The sequence below is a fragment of the Flavobacterium sp. GCM10022190 genome (assembly GCF_042656445.1).
Taxonomy (GTDB): Bacteria; Bacteroidota; Bacteroidia; order Flavobacteriales; family Flavobacteriaceae; genus Flavobacterium; species Flavobacterium nitratireducens.
The window spans coordinates 282,421-298,768 of sequence record NZ_JBHSOQ010000002.1 but is presented as its reverse complement, the minus strand read 5'-3'; the positions used below and the strand labels follow the sequence as shown (position 1 = coordinate 298,768).

9 protein-coding genes are annotated in these 16,348 nt (G+C 31.7%); all 9 read right to left on the bottom strand.

Annotation, left to right across the window (positions count from 1 at the left end):
* Positions 1-47 precede the first annotated feature (47 nt).
* Positions 48-2,477 carry a beta-galactosidase GalA gene (gene galA, locus ACFPTQ_RS08140; RefSeq protein WP_379776152.1) on the bottom strand — a complete coding sequence of 810 codons (2,430 nt, stop codon included), beginning with the start codon at positions 2,475-2,477 and terminating at the stop codon, positions 48-50.
* A gap of 112 nt (positions 2,478-2,589) precedes the next feature.
* Positions 2,590-3,684, bottom strand: a complete 1,095-nt coding sequence (locus tag ACFPTQ_RS08135; RefSeq protein WP_379776149.1) for a formylglycine-generating enzyme family protein — start codon at positions 3,682-3,684, stop codon at positions 2,590-2,592.
* A gap of 38 nt (positions 3,685-3,722) precedes the next feature.
* Positions 3,723-4,022, bottom strand: a complete 300-nt coding sequence (locus tag ACFPTQ_RS08130) for a hypothetical protein (RefSeq protein ID WP_379776146.1) — start codon at positions 4,020-4,022, stop codon at positions 3,723-3,725.
* A 34-nt stretch (positions 4,023-4,056) separates the two neighbouring features.
* Positions 4,057-5,982, bottom strand: a complete 1,926-nt coding sequence (gene nagB / locus ACFPTQ_RS08125; RefSeq protein ID WP_379776143.1) for a glucosamine-6-phosphate deaminase — start codon at positions 5,980-5,982, stop codon at positions 4,057-4,059.
* A gap of 40 nt (positions 5,983-6,022) precedes the next feature.
* Positions 6,023-7,405, bottom strand: coding sequence for a sugar MFS transporter (locus ACFPTQ_RS08120; protein ID WP_379776141.1), 1,383 nt, complete (start codon positions 7,403-7,405; stop codon positions 6,023-6,025).
* A gap of 95 nt (positions 7,406-7,500) precedes the next feature.
* Positions 7,501-9,201 (bottom strand): beta-N-acetylhexosaminidase, encoded by a 1,701-nt coding sequence (locus ACFPTQ_RS08115; RefSeq protein WP_379776139.1) that lies wholly within the window; start codon positions 9,199-9,201, stop codon positions 7,501-7,503.
* A 59-nt stretch (positions 9,202-9,260) separates the two neighbouring features.
* A complete protein-coding gene (locus ACFPTQ_RS08110; protein WP_379776137.1) occupies positions 9,261-10,094 on the bottom strand; it encodes a glycoside hydrolase family 16 protein in 834 nt (277 codons plus the stop codon).
* Between the two features lie 899 nt (positions 10,095-10,993).
* A complete protein-coding gene (locus ACFPTQ_RS08105; RefSeq protein ID WP_379776134.1) occupies positions 10,994-12,661 on the bottom strand; it encodes a glycosyl hydrolase family 18 protein in 1,668 nt (555 codons plus the stop codon).
* Positions 12,662-13,201: 540 nt separating this feature from the next.
* Positions 13,202-16,204, bottom strand: coding sequence for a two-component regulator propeller domain-containing protein (locus tag ACFPTQ_RS08100; protein ID WP_379776132.1), 3,003 nt, complete (start codon positions 16,202-16,204; stop codon positions 13,202-13,204).
* Between the last annotated feature and the right edge of the window lie 144 nt (positions 16,205-16,348).

The following is a 16,348-nucleotide window of genomic DNA, read 5'->3' as shown; positions in this document are numbered from 1 at the left end:
ATGATAGAGCAAACAGAATAACTGGAATTGTGAACACTTTCATTCTCTTATTTTTTTATAATTATGGAAACAGTGGTATTTCTCAAACCTTCAGAAGAAGCCGTCAATGAAAATTCTCCCTCTTTTTCTAGAGACTGAATAATAATTTGGCATTTCCCATTAAACAATGAACGTTTCCAGTTGTCATCAAGACACTTATCAGCTTCATGAGAACTTGGATCTCCGTTGCCTACACCAAGAATGAGAGCCTCTCCTGCAAGTTTAAACTGAATCAAATTCATCGCGTCTGGAACCTCTCTGCCTTTACTATCTAGAACACTTACATTTATTACTGACACATCATTCCCATCAGCTTTAATCATCTTACGATCAGGAGTCAAAACAATTTGATAGGCTTTATCTGTAGTTTCTACAGCAGTTCGAATAATTTTTCCGTTTCTCAAACCAATTGCTTCTAATTTTCCTGGTTCATAAACAACGTCCCATTCTAAATGGCCGTTTCTAGGCATTACTTTTTTCCCTAGGCTTTTACCGTTTAATAACAATTCAACTTCATCAGCATTACTGTTGCACCACACATTTATTTTATCGCCTGTTTTATGCCCATTCCAATGTGGATAAATCTTAATTACATCTTTATCTGTCCACCAGCTTTGATAATAATAGTAGGTGTTTTTTGGAAAACCACAAACATCCATTATCCCGAAATGAGAATTAACATTTGGCCAAGTAAAAGGAGTAGGTTCTCCACGGTAATCAAAGCCAGTCCAAACAAAACCTCCTATCAACCAAGGTCTTTCTACGGTAAATTTCCACCATTCTTCAGCATTTTGTCCCCAACGTGGTTTATTCAAATCATAATCGGGTAAATACCCTTTTAGTGAATCTTTTACATACATACCTCTTGAACTGACCATACTGGATACTTCGCTAAAAATGATAGGCTGTGTAGGATGTTCTTTGTGATAATCATCCAATTCTTTAATATGATAATTAAAACCTCGGACATCCATCTCTTGGTTAATTCCTTTAAAATTGATTCCGTTATTTCCTCCATAAGTACTCAAGCGTGAAGGATCCAATTCTTTCTGGCGTTGTACCAAGGTATGCGCCATACGTCTTCCCAAATCTGTATTTTGAACGCCTGTTTCTTCATTTCCAAGACTCCACATCATAATACTTGCATGATTACGGTCTCTTAAAATTAATTTTTCAAATTGATCGAAATATTCTTTCCCTGTACCGATTACGCGAATCTCATCCAAAACCATCATTCCCAGTTTATCACAAGCTTCCAGAACGGATTTTGATGGCGGATTATGGCTGCAACGGTAGGCATTAACCCCCATTTCCTTTAATAATTTTATTCGGTAATACACTAAGGCATCCGGCACTGCCGTTCCAACACCAGCATGATCCTGATGCACACACATTCCTTTGACTTTCATTGATTTTCCATTTAGAGAAAACCCTGTAGTGGCATTATAATCAAAAGTTCTAACACCAAATTCGGTTTGAGTACTATCTGTCGTTTTACCATTCTTTTTTACAATAGAAACCAATCGGTATAGATTAGGCGAATCCAAGTCCCATAATTCCGGCTTGTTGATAGATAACTTCTGAACTGTTTTACCAATTTCATTATTTTTAACCGTTAGTTTTTCTGTCAATGATTTAGTAACCTTAGTTCCTTTAGAATCTATCACATAAGAAACTACAGAACAATCAATCGTTTTACCTTCTTGATTCTTTACAGAAGTTTCGGCTTGTACCAGTGCTTTTGATTTATCGACTTTTGTTGATACATAAACTCCATACTCGGGAATATGCACCGGATTGAATGTTTCCAGTGAAACGTTTCTGTAAATACCAGCTCCTTCATAAAACCAACCTTCATATTGGGTCGCATCAACCCGAACTACAATAACATTGTCTTTTGAAAATTCTATAAAGTCTGTAATATCAAAAGAACTTTCGGTGTATCCACTAAAGTTGCTTCCGATGTAATTGTTATTTACCCAAATTTTAAAATCACGATAAACCCCTTCAAAACGGATTACAAAACGCTGCCCTTCTTTCGCCTTATCAACAGAAAAATGTTTTCTGTACCAACCGATGCTATTATCAGGATAAAAACCACCAACGGGTCTATAGCCATGACTTTGAACATCAAAATGTTTATGGTATTCAAAAGGAAGTTCAACTGCCCAATCATGAGGAACATGAACTGTGCGCCATTTGCTATCGTCAAATTTTGGCACTACAGCACCGCCTCCACCACCAGCAATGGTGAAATTACGAACAATGCCATAGTCAAAATCTTTTGATGGATTGTTAGCACTTCCTAAATGGAATTTCCAATTTTTATTTAATGAAATGCTTTCTCTTGAAGTATTATTCTGAGAATAAATTATTTGAAAAGAAATCAATAAAATCCAAAACAAAATTTTATTGTTATTTTTTAAAGATAGATTCATAATTTAACTTGTATTTAATTATTTATAAAATCATTACCGATTTTTATTTTTGATAATAGTTTTTACTTACACATTAACAGAAAAGATTTTAGACTTATCAACTCTCTCAAATCTATCTTAACATAGCAACAGTAGCAACAGTTCTAAAACCAATATGATTCGTTCCAGAATCTGGGTTCATTCCCATTTTTGCCGAAATTCTATAGCTAGCACAATACGATGCATTGCATAAAAACGAACCTCCTTTTATTACATGTTCCCTATTATTTTGATTACTCAAACAACATGTTTTATCAGCAGTCTTAGAATTTTTAATCAATTTCTTGTTATCTATTTTTTTGTAATTTTGCTCATCAAATACGTCGCTTGTCATTTCCCAAACATTTCCCAGCATATCATAAATACCTATAGAATTTGGTGAATATGATTGTACTGGTGCTATATATTCAAAACCATCTTTTGACTCATTTTTTACAGGAAAGACACCTTGCCAGGTATTCGCTTTTTGATTTAATATTTCAGGAGTATTCCCCCAAGTATAAATTGCATCTACTAAATCTCCTTGTGCTGCAGATTCCCATTCAGCTTCGGTTGGTAAACGTCTATTGGCCCATTTACAATAGGCTAAGGCATCTTCAAAAGCAATATGTACTACTGGATAATTCTCTTTTCCTACTATAGAACTTCCTGGTCCCTCTGGATGTTTCCAGTTAGCGCCTAATTGCCAGCTCCACCACTGTGTGTAATTATCCATAGAAGTTATTTTACCAAGACAGGTATTGAATACTAAACTACCGGGTTGTAATATTGAATCATGGGGTTTTGGGGTTTCATCAGGAAATTCTTTTTTCATAACTTCCCAATCTACCACTCTTTCTGCTACAGTTTTGTAAGCTGTTGCATCAACAAAAGCCTTAAATTGTTTATTGGTAACTTCAGTAATATCAATAAAAAAGCCATCGACAGTTACTTGATGTCCTGGCATTTCTCTATGCATAGCAAATGGATCGCCCTGCTTTGCTCCTTGTGTAAAGGTCTTGCCTTTTACCCAAACCATGCCTTCTGGAGTTGAAATATCCTTTGGATCATCAATCAAAAAAGCACCTATATTATTTTTTTTATCTTCAAGAGATTTAGTATTATCCTTAAAATTCATAAAAAACAGCAGAATTAAAGGAAGTAGTGCTATTCTTACACTTGTTTTCATATTGATTTTATTGTCTAATATATTAATGCCTTCTTCTACTATCTTTTATAAAGACAAATCTGCTTATAGATTTGCATTAATTGATGTTTTTTTTCATGACAAACTACTTCTGACTTTGCTTCAATTTTAATTGCCGCATCAAATTCTAAATCTTTATTTTTAAAGCATCCAATACTAAACCACCCATTAGGGAAATATACTTTTAATCCGTTAGCATCCTCTTCCTGAAGAAATAAATCAAATTCTCCAGTAACCCAATTAACAAATTGGTTAAAAACAACTTTATCCTTTAATTGTATAATCTCATCTATTTGGAAACAGAATGGTTTAGTAATCATAATAGCTTTTAATTAATATATACTTCAATATTTATTAAAATTCCCATCTTACGAATGCTTCCATTGCAGCATAATGAGCCAATCCTAATTGGTTATACAATAATGCTGTTTCGCTGTTTCTGTCTTCAGCGCGTTGCCAGAATTCTCTAGCATCTGATCCTTGGAATACCACACCATCTTTTTGTGATTGGTGTTTAAAAATTCCATGTCTTTTTGCTAGCACCTGATCCGGACTCATAGGAACAGCCATTTCAATTTCGTCAATTCCCCATTCTTGCCATGCTCCACGGTATAACCAAACCCAACAGTCTTTCATAAAATCTTTCGGTTTCAATTGTTTTACCGCTTCAAAAATAGCATCTAAGCATACTTTATGTGTTCCGTGTGGATCGGCTAAATCACCTGCTGCGTATATTTGGTGTGGTTTTACTTTTGAAATTAGGTCCATAGTAATTTGGATATCTTCTGGTCCTAATGGTTTTTTCTCGATGGCTCCAGTTTCATAGAAAGGAAGTTCCATAAAATGGATTTGAAAATCAGGGAGTCCCACAAAATGACTTGTAGCACGGGCTTCTCCTTTTCGAATCAACCCTTTGATATATCGAACTTCAGGAATATCAATTTCACTTGTTTTTTTATTTTTCAAAAAGGCTAAGGCTTTTTTATAAATATCTTCTGCTTCAATATTTTTTATTCCAAATTTGGCATTGTAATCACATACGAAACTGGCAAACCTCAAAGCTTCATCATCAGCAACAGCAATATTACCTGAAGTTTGATAAGCCACATGAACCTCATGACCTTGCTCCTGTAACCTCATAAAAGTTCCTCCCATACTAATGATATCATCATCAGGATGCGGACTAAAAATTAATACTTTTTTACGTGCAGGTTCAGCTCTTTCAGGTCTATTAGTATCGTCGGCATTTGGTTTACCTCCTGGCCATCCTGTGATTGTGTTTTGTAATTTATTAAAAATGGCGATATTAATATCGTATGCAGGGCCTGAATGTGCCAGTAAATCGCTCATTCCGTTTTCAATATAATCGGCATCAGTAAGCATTAGAATTGGTTTTTTTAAATCCAATGCTAATCCTAAAACTGCTTTTCTGATTAATTTATCAGTCCAATCAATCTTTTCTACTAACCAAGGTTTGTTGATTCTTGTTAATTTAGAAGAAGCTTCTTTATCTAAAACAAAAACAGCATTGTTGTGTTCTTGTAAAAATGAAGCAGGAACCTGATTAGTTACTTCACCTTCAACTGATCTTTTTATAATGTTTGATTTTCCTTCTCCCCAAGCCATCAAGATTACTTGTTTGGCTTCCATTATTTTTTTTACACCTAATGTTATTGCCGTTCTAGGCGTATTGCTCAAGCCTGAGAAATCTCCACTTGCAGCAACTCTTGTAATATGGTCTAAAGCAACCAAACGTGTTTTTGAATTTTGTAACGAACCTGATTCGTTGAAACCAATATGTCCGTTACCACCAATTCCTAGAATTTGCAAATCGATTCCCCCTAAAGCTTCAATCTTAGTTTCGTAATCAACACAATATTCGGCAATTGCTTCTTTAGACAAAGTTCCGTCAGGAATATGGTAGTTTTCGGGTAAAATATCTACCTGATCTAATAATAATTCTTTCATAAATCGAACATAACTATTAATAGAATCTGGTTCCATCGGATAGTATTCATCTAGATTGAAAGTAATTACATTTTTAAAACTCAGTCCTTCTTCCTTGTGCAAACGCACCAATTCTGCATACAATCCTTTTGGAGTGGAACCTGTTGCTAGTCCTAATATACAAACTTCATTGTTTACTTGTTTAGCTTTGATAAGTTCTGCAATTTCTTGAGCAACAGCTTTAGATGCCTCTTTTGAATTTTCAAAAACTATGGTATTGATATTTTCAAATCTTTTTTCAAATCCAGTCGCTTTGTCTATTGTACTTTTCATTGTTTTTTGAATTATATTATAATTTGAATCTTAATTTGAATTATTTTCTAGTCCAACTTCTATATTTATGTCCTTTAAAAGCATAAAAAATAATCATTGAGTAAGTTGGTAGTAACATTAAATAGGCTATTTGATTGCCACTTTTTGCTGTTGTTACTACATTATTTATTTCGTTATCGGTATTAATTGTTTCCACCAATACACCATAAATCAATGGAAAAATAGCTCCACCAATGATTCCCATAATTAATAAGGCACTTCCAATTTTAGTATATCCTTCTAAATCCTGAAGAGCCATTGGCCAAATGGCTGGCCAACAAAGGGCATTAGAAAATCCCATAAGTGCTACTAAAATAATTACTAAGGGTAATGCAGGAATTCCAGGTAATTGAACAAGTATTGCTGGAGAAACAGATACAATTAAAAGTACCATCATAAAGCCTAAAATTCCTGAAGCTTTTAAAGCGGTAATTTGTGAAATGTACTTTGGTATTAGTGCAATACCTAAAATATATCCAACCACCATTGCAGTCATGGTAAAGGAAGTTAGTTTCAAATAAAAATTACCGTCTTCTCCATAAACACCTAATTGTTTGCCTAATCCACCTATGGAATCTCCCGCTAAAACTTCAGCGGAAACATATAGCATTAATGTTATTACACCTAAAACCAATTGCGGAAATCTAAAGGCATTTCGTATTTGTTTAAAAATATTCATGTGCTCCACATGTCCATCTTCGTCCAAGTCAATTTCTGGTAATGGTGATATCTTAACAAATAAAGCCAAAATTAGTATTACAAGTCCCATATAAATATAAGGTGTTTGCAACTTTAGGGAGAGTATATCTAATGCCTCTGATTTTGCAACACTATCAAGAGCAGCAATTTTATCAACAGTGTAATCCTGCATATTAGATAGTACCAAAACAGTTAAAACTAAAGGCGCAATAAAACCAGCTAGTTTGTTAGCGATACCCAAGACACTAATTCTGGCAGCAGCACTTTCTCTGGGACCAATAACAACTACATAGGGATTAGCAGCTGTTTGCAAAATAGCCAAACCTGTTCCCATGATAAATAATGCTAATAAAAACAAACCAAAAGTTCTGGTTTCGGCTGCAGGGTAGAACATAAATGCTCCTAATGCAATAATTATCAACCCTACTGATAATCCATTTTTATAACCTACTTTTTCGATTATAAAAGACGATGGAATAGCCATCACAAAATAAGCAATATAGAATGCAAAAGCTACAAAATAAGCCTGTGAAGATGATAATTCGCAAGCTAGTTCAAAGAAAGGAATAAGAGGTCCATTTAACCAGGTAACGAAACCTAAAATAAAAAACAATAGTGTTAAAATAGCCATTGGAATAAAAACAGTATTTGGACTTTTTTCTAATACACTTTTAGTTTGTGTCATTTTGTGTGATTATTTATACAATTTTATTTTAATAACTTTTGATGATAAAAAAAATCATTTCTCTAGAAGAGATTTGACGATTTCTTTTACTCTTATTATTTAGTAACCGTTTTCGTTTCAAAAACATGTTTCGCATAATTTAACTTCATAGCTTCATAAAGGTCTTTCATTTTATTTAAACGAAATTTAAAATCTTTCCAGTCCTTATTCTCTTTTTGAGTCCAGACTACCTCTGACAAAGCTGACATTCTTGGTAAAATCATGTACTCTACAAGATCAGTAGTTCCTAAATATTCAGTCCAGACATTTCCTTGAGCGCCAAGAACATATTTTTTTTCTTCATTACTTAAATCATTAGGTATTGGATCATATCCATATACTTTTTCAACAGATATGTATCCTCCAATAGTTAAAGGTTCATTTGCCTGTTCTTCTTTATCGACCTGATACTTATCAAAATAACAATGTGTTCCCGGTGTCATGATAACATTATGATGTTGCTTTGCAGCTTCAATTCCACCTTTTTCACCTCTCCAAGACATTACTGCTGCATTAGGAGCTAAACCTCCTTCCAGTATTTCATCCCAACCAATTATTTTTTTCCCTTTAGCATTTAAGTATTTTTCCATACGTTGTATGAAATAACTTTGCAATTCATGCTCGTCTAATAGATTATTGTCTTTCATCCTCTTTTGACAAGCTGGACAACGTTTCCAATTGGATTTTGGACATTCATCACCTCCAATATGAATATACTCTGAAGGGAACAGTGGAATAATTTCTGCCAGAACATCTTCTAAAAACCCAAAGGTTTTTTCATTTCCTGCACAGAATACATCATCAAAAACGCCCCAAGTTTCCTGAACTATTTTTGGATTACCCTTGGCTTGAAATTTCTTCCCTGCTTTCGATCCCATATTATTTGTTACCACCGTTGGTTCATTTGGAAAACAGCTTAAAAAAGGATACGAAGCAATTGCTGCACTTGCATGACCTGGTAACTCTATTTCAGGTATAACAATAATATGCCTTTGGGCTGCATACTTTACAATTTCTTTTACTTCTTCCTGAGTATAATAACCGCCATATTCTGTTTCATCATTTCCAGTTTCCTGATGCAAACGTCCCTCAATGGTTCCATATCTCTTAGATCCTACCTGGGTCAGTTTTGGATATTTTTTTATTTCTATTCTCCATCCTTGATCATCTGTTAAATGCCAATGCAGCGTATTCATTTTGTGCATAGCAATTAAATCAATATATTTTTTAACAAAATCTACAGGAAACATATGCCTTGTTACATCTAAGTGCATTCCTCTATAAGGAAACCTTGGGTTATCTTTAATAGTAACTGCAGGTATAGTTAAAGGATTTATTCCGGATTCAAATGAAACTGGCAATAACTGTCTTAATGTTTGAATACCATAAAACACACCCTTAGCCGTTTTACCAGAAATACGAACTTTATTATTTGTTACTGAAAGCCAATAGCCTTCTTCTTCCTTTATAGTATTATCTATTCGTAATTCGATGTCTCCATTACTTTCAATATCAAAAGGAACATCAATTTTTGCAACATGACTTAATAGAGACGATAGATATTGTCCTTCATTTTTTAAATCAGAAGTGGCTGAAATTTTTGTTTTAGCTGTTATTAAAAATTTCCCTTTAGCAATTTCTAATGATTCTGGTTTTGGGATTATCTGATAATCTGATACTGAATTTTGATGCCCTTTGTATGGATTAGTGCAAGAAAAAGATAGAATGAAGATGATTAGCAATAGATGTATTTTCATTTTTAATTATTTGTCAATTATTTAATGTTTAGCTTTTTTAAATTCATGATGAATCTTAATTAGTCTATAACTTTCCAAACCTTTACATAGTCAATTGCCATTTCATAAGGAAACCCTTCAGTTGAAGTCACAAATTCAGGCCAAAATTTAACTCCAGAATCTCCTTTATCTGCACTGGCATAATTTAGAATAATGTAATAATCAGTTTCAAAAGGCCAGCGTTTAGCATAATCCCCTTTGGGTTCGTGCACCATTGTCAATTGATTATTAACATAGAATTCTATTCTATTTGGCAATTTTACTACAGTATAAGTATTGTATTCTGTTGTTGAAATTAAAGGAAAAGGCTTTTTTTCAATTGATATACGTTTGGATTCTCCATCAGTTTGATGCACTGTTTGGTGAACAAAATTATCTGAATTGAGTTGTTCCATGATATCAATTTCTCCAGCATTTGGCCAACCTGAGTATATTTCGTTTTGAGCCAATAACCATATTGCGGGCCAGCCTCCTTGACCCAACCTATTGAACTTGGCTCTAACTTCAATTTTACCATATTTAAAACTGAATTTATTTTTCGTTAGTATCGCTCCCGTTTCAGGAAGATCAGTTTTAGAGTTCCAACGAGCTCTCAGAAATAAATTGCCATTTTTTACTTCGGCTAAATCCTTATCATCAGTTACATATTTATTCCATGGTGATTTTCTGTTTTCCAATGGATAACAACTCCAAAATTGTGTATCATAAGCATTACCATTGAAATCATCTTCGAATACTAATTCATAATTAATAGTATGCTTTTTTTCTTTTGTATATTTCCAAATTGTACAAGATGTTAATCCACAATGAAACAATGTTGCAATAATTACCTTAAAACTGTATTTTCCTTTCATTGTTTTATTTTAATATCTTCGATTAATAACAAACAGTACAAACAAAAACTAGATATATTAGTTATTCTATATTTTAAAAACGACTTAATGATTTAATAGGGTGAAAAAAGAAAGTTTAAAATTTATCAGCGACAAGAATTTTTAGAATAAAAAAATGCAATAAATCAATAACTTTCCATTAAAATAAGTTTATAAATACATTTTGTCTTTATGATAGTAAAGATTTTTATTAACTCTTCAAAAGTAAAATTAAAACTATGTAAAAAGTCTTTTCTGGTGGTTACAAATAAGTTACTTTGCAACTACATTTAAGTTACATTATTCAAAAAACACAAATTAATCAATTGAAATACAACAAATTAAAATTAAAAATGCGATTACAGATAATTCATTCGAAATTATCAAAACCAAAAGGAAACAGATATCACATAATGGTGAAACCGAGTCATTAATACGTCATTTTTAAAGCAAAAAAAATCTGTAAAAAATTGATTAGCGATAGGTTTAGTCATAATTTGTATTTACTACAAATTAATATATACTTCTCTTTTATACTCATATACTCAATAACGTTACCTAATGATATTCTAGGCCATACCTTGTAACTAAAGACAGCTATTACAACTTTATTTTATTTCATCCTAAAAACAATAAAATGTCTCACTCAATAGATCTCATTTTGATATTCTTGGCTAATGAAAATAGCATTTAGTTATAAATAAATAAAAAGTTAGCAAAAAAATGGGGCAAATAACACCCCATCTTCCTACTAACTCAATAAAAAAACAAATTAATCTAATTAATTCACTAATAAGTCATTTAAAACATTATGACATAAAAACAAAATATAAAATTATACTACTAAACAAAAAATAATAATCAACAGTTATATTACTATATTAATTTCCAGACAATTCTTCATTTACTACTTTCATCAATGATAAATTATTTGAAGATGACACATCTGTGGCCAAATCCCAACTCATCATCCCTAAATACCCCATATTCTTAACAAATTGAGCTTTTTTCCTGATTGTACTTTGCCCATTAAAAATAAAAGTTTTCCCATTATAACTTACCTGATCAAGATCGGGTGATGTTATTAATCCTGCATTTACGAACGAAAAATAAGCTTCAGTGGCTTTATTTCCATTACTCTCTGCTCCATAAAAAGGAACTCCTAAAACCAATTTATTGACCGGAATTCCATAATCAACAACTACTCCTGTATAACTTACAAAAGCATCATAAGGAAATAGCGTTGGCTGTGGGCCATAATGCTGCATCGAAATAAAATCTACAGCATCAATTGCCTGTTTTGTTATCTTATATGAAAAAGGATGTAAGGATACCGAAAAAGTAACTTTTGGAGACACTGATTTTAATTTATTGGCCATCTCAACAATAGCATTACTGTAATTATTATATTCCGTTTCTGTTGTACTCCACTCAAAATCAAAATCAACACCATCTAAATTATTTTCAGAAATAAAATTAGAAACATTATTTGCAAAAGCTGTTCTGGCACTTGGATTTGAAAATACCGTTTTCCAGTCTCCCCCTGTAATACCCAGTCTTAATTTTATATCCTTTCCCTGAATTGTGGAACGAATATCTTTGTAAATAGACTTCCATGACTGTGAATCTTCCCCCATATTAGATGCATTATTATACTTCCAATATGATAGTGTTTTTGTTGAATTCCAATCGGTATTTCTTAGTTTAATCCCATTATTTTTATAATTAACTATTGCAGAGCTTGTTAAATACAAACTATTTAAAAATGTTTCATCCATTTTACCGTCTATATCAACACCAATATGAAAAGGGGCCTTCATATAAGAAACACTTGTCGGGAAATCTGACGGTGTATTAACAGCTGTTAGTTTAACACCATCAACATAAGCGGTAACTCGATCACTTACAGCGTTATTACCATTATAAGCTAAAGCAAAATGATGCCATCCCCCTAATGCCAATCCAGTTGCTGGGATGCTAACAATCTTACCATCACTATTAAATTCCAAAACACCATTAGTAGCACCCATTTTACAATATAAAATATTCCCAATAGTATTCTCCTTTTTAAAAATATAAGCACCAGAAGTCCAGGTATCTAAATACAACCACGTTCCAAATGTGAATTGTTTATAACTACCATCAGATTCAAAAGATTTGATATTATTTATCAAATCTAATCCTGCATTCATATCTGAACCTACCCCTCCAAAATCCACAACTCCATCTCTACCTTCAAAACTACTCAAATAACTAACATTCGAAAAACTAGCTTGACTATCTGGCAAATCACAATAGATACTACCATCCGAATAGGGTCTAAAAGCAATCATAATCAAATCATTATTAGCCAATAATGATTCATTTGAAACTCGACTAGATTCATAAAAATTATATCTTATATAAGAACTAATTACTTTTTTTTTCCCTGTATTTGGTACAGGATCAGGATCAGGATTAAGATTTGAGTCAACATTGTCTGCCCCACATGAGGATAAAAGTACACTTACCGCAATACAAAAGCTTAACATAAATTTGTTTAAATTCATCATTACATTTTTAAATTATTAATAATGCCTTATGTCTACAAAGTATACAGAATAATAATTTTAAAACATTATGGCAAGTACGAAGATATCAACTGACTTTAAAACATAACAAAATCAAAGGATTACATTTAAGTTACATATCATTTACATTAAGGTTACTTTCACAGTTTAACCAACATAATAAATCATTAACTAAAAAAAACACATGCATACCCATCGTATTCAATAAGTAATTAATTAGACCTTTTTTTCTAAGTATTAAAAAATTCAATTTGTTTTTTCTAAGTATAATAAAACGGTAAAAGTATTGGCAACCGTTTGGCATTTTTTATTAAAGACAACTTTAGTTAGATAGAAATTAAGTTAATTAACGCTGTTTAATTGATAAAAAAAAGACCAATTTTGAAATTCAAAATTGGTCTTTTTTTTATCAATTCTTATACCTCTAACTCAATTATTAGTCATTCAAGTCGTATTGAAAAGATTATAAACTTTCTATATTACTGCTGTCTTTACTAATATACTGTGTAATCATGTTAATTAATCAACAGATATATCTAACATAAACTGTTTCACCGATTTATCATTTGGTATATCCAATTTTTTTCTCAATCGATGTCTTGCCACTTTCACAGAAGTTAAAGAAATTCCAAAAAGTGTGGCTATATGCTGGGAAGAAAAATCAATTAAAATTAAAGCGCATAATCTCACTTCGCGCTCACTTAATGAAGGGTATTGTTGTTTTAAAGTTTTTACAAATGTAGGATGTACTTGATTGAATAAAGTATAAAAACTTTCCCAATCTGCATCAAGTATAAAACTATCATTTATGTGATCAACTATGTCCTCTAAACTCTTAATATCTATAGTCTTATTTTTTAATTCCTTTTTAAGTTTATCCTTTATATCTGTAAGCAAATTATTTTTATGCATGGTTCGCAAAGTATTATTAGTAAGCTCATCAATTTTAAAGTGCAATTCATCTTCTAATTTTTTTTGTTTTAAAACTTGATTTTGTTTCTCAATTTCTAACATAGAAATTTTATTTTGAGATATTTTTTGTTCTTGTTGTTTTACCTCAATAGTTTTCAAATCAAGGAGCCTCTGAAGCTTTTCTTTTTGTTTTTTGATTGAAGACGTCCTTAATCGATACACTAATCTAAGTAATAAAATGAATCCGATAAACATCAAAAATTTCACTGTAGGTCTTTGCCAAAAAGTAGGTTCTATAATTACATGCAGTGTAGTATATTGATCATTCCATAATTGCGGATTATTGGTAGCTCTAACTCTCAAATCATATTCACCAGGAGCCAGATTTGAGAAAGATATTTTATTTTGAGTCCCCAAATTTTGCCAATTCTCATTTAATCCAACCATTAAATACTGGAAATTAATACTGCTTTTTGAATACAATTCTGAAGACGAAAAATTTATATTCAATAATTTACTATCTGGCTCTATAACGACTGTATCATTTGCAAATTCAGAAAAAGGATATTCTAATTCATTTTTTCCATTAATTCCCTTAACGGAAGTAAAGAAAACATGCGGAAAATAATTGATGTATTTCAAATTTTCAGGTTGGAAATAAGAAAACCCAAAAACTCCAGCCATTATTATTCTACCTTTAGAATCTATACTCGCGGCACCACCATTAAAAGGAGATATTCCATCGCTAATTCCGAAATTAGTAATCTTATTTTTTAAGTCTATTTTTGTGAGCCCTATATTTGTACTAAGCCAAATGTTCTTTTGCTTATCTTTTAAAATCCCACGTATGATAGCCCCTTTAATTTTATCTTCATTGATTAATCTTTCAAACTTTCCCGTATTTTTTACATACTTATTCAATCCCTCTCCATAAGTCCCTATTAAAATTGAATGATCGTACATTTCGCCAATTGATAATATATTATTACTACTCAAAGAATTAACATCATTACTATTATGCCTGTAACTACTTTTCACAAAACCATTAGCTCTTTTTTCATACTTAAAAAGACCATCGGTAGTTCCAATCCACATAACTCCTTCAAAATCTTTATACAGGCAACTTACCTGATTTGAATGTAAACTGGACTTTGTATTAAGTTGAATTTCATTGATTAATTTCAATTCTTTACTATAGATACTGATTCCTTTTCGATGTCCTATCCATATATTTTCATCATTGTCTTCCGCTATTGCAAAAACACCTTTTAATTCATTAGCATGAGGTAAGTTTAGAAATGTATTGCTTTTTAAATCATAAGTATTAACACCTTCTCTAAGGGTACCAACCCAAAGTCTTTTGTTTTTATCCTCAAAAAGAGAAAGAACAATATTTCCTTTAAATCCATCTGATCCTTTACCCGAAAATACCGTTAATGTTTTTGTTTTTGGGTTGTATCTGCGAAGTCCGGTTCTTCCTGCTGATAACCAAATATTATTAAAACTATCTTCGATTACTCTTGATCCTTGGGGATCTTCGATTAAAAAATTAAAGTTTTTAGCTGGAATATTTTCTATTTTATAATTATTGCGAAAAACAGATATTCCACCATGCACAGTTCCTAATAAGATTACTCCATTAAGCCCAGGCTGTATGTCAATAACGGAATTATCAGCTAAAGAAAATTCATTTCCGAAGTCATACATATAGTAATTAAAAGTTTTTTTATCCTCAACATATAAATTAAGTCCTCCACCATCAGTGCCTATCCAAACATTTTTACCTTGAGCATAAACTTTTGTTACTACATTATTATTAATACTTTGCTTTGCACTACTTTCATCTTTAGAAAAATGTTTAATACTACTATTTTTAATATTATACTGGTATAAACCATTACCATTTGTTGCTATCCATAGGTTACCAAAACCATCGATAGCCATGTCATTTATGTATGAAGTGTTTCCAGAATTTGCAAAATATGTCTTTTTAACAACACCATTTTCAAGACATAACACTTCCCCTTTATCTGTGCTAAACCAAAATCTAGAATTAGAATCTTTTACTATTTTAGTGACATACCCATCAATTTTTTGTTTATCTAAAACGGTAATTGAATTATTGATAATCTGTCCATTCTTACCAACTTGTAACTTTACCAAAAAATTTTTATTACCGCCTATTATAAGTTCATTTCCTTTCGTGTAAGTAAGACACAAAACATTAGAATTAAATAAGCTATTAACTTTTTCTACATTACATCTGACTTTTACAAATTCATCTTTCTTCTTATCCAAAACATAAAGTCCATACTCTGTAGCAACCCAAACATTTTTATATGCATCTTCGATGAACTGATTGATATTATTATTTTGAGCTACATGATACATTTTAGTTGTTTCTCCATCAAATCGATTTATGGCAATTTGATTGCCTACCCAAAGTACTCCATTGGAATCCTGCATTACGGCAGTAACCCTATTTGAAGTTAAGCCATTCTGAGAAGTAATACGCTTAAACCTCAAAACATTTGTCTGAGAATATAAAGTAGTTAGTTGTAAAAGAAATACACAAAATACCCAAATTGTTAACCTTAGTTGTAATACCATAACTTAGCTTTTTATAACACTTATTTACTGTAAACTATACACATAATAAAAATTGATGTAACCTTAAAGTTCTACACATGTAACCTTTATGTAGTCCTGCAATATTAACAATTATTTAATAAATACTATAGATTTGTAGAAATT

What these genes read in the sequence shown, in the direction of transcription:
- galA (WP_379776152.1), bottom strand. Translation starts at nt 2,477, where the DNA reads ATGAATCTATCTTTAAAAAATAACAATAAAATTTTGTTTTGGATTTTA.
- ACFPTQ_RS08135 (WP_379776149.1), bottom strand. Translation starts at nt 3,684, where the DNA reads ATGAAAACAAGTGTAAGAATAGCACTACTTCCTTTAATTCTGCTGTTT.
- ACFPTQ_RS08130 (WP_379776146.1), bottom strand. Translation starts at nt 4,022, where the DNA reads ATGATTACTAAACCATTCTGTTTCCAAATAGATGAGATTATACAATTA.
- nagB (WP_379776143.1), bottom strand. Translation starts at nt 5,982, where the DNA reads ATGAAAAGTACAATAGACAAAGCGACTGGATTTGAAAAAAGATTTGAA.
- ACFPTQ_RS08120 (WP_379776141.1), bottom strand. Translation starts at nt 7,405, where the DNA reads ATGACACAAACTAAAAGTGTATTAGAAAAAAGTCCAAATACTGTTTTT.
- ACFPTQ_RS08115 (WP_379776139.1), bottom strand. Translation starts at nt 9,201, where the DNA reads ATGAAAATACATCTATTGCTAATCATCTTCATTCTATCTTTTTCTTGC.
- ACFPTQ_RS08110 (WP_379776137.1), bottom strand. Translation starts at nt 10,094, where the DNA reads ATGAAAGGAAAATACAGTTTTAAGGTAATTATTGCAACATTGTTTCAT.
- ACFPTQ_RS08105 (WP_379776134.1), bottom strand. Translation starts at nt 12,661, where the DNA reads ATGAATTTAAACAAATTTATGTTAAGCTTTTGTATTGCGGTAAGTGTA.
- ACFPTQ_RS08100 (WP_379776132.1), bottom strand. Translation starts at nt 16,204, where the DNA reads ATGGTATTACAACTAAGGTTAACAATTTGGGTATTTTGTGTATTTCTT.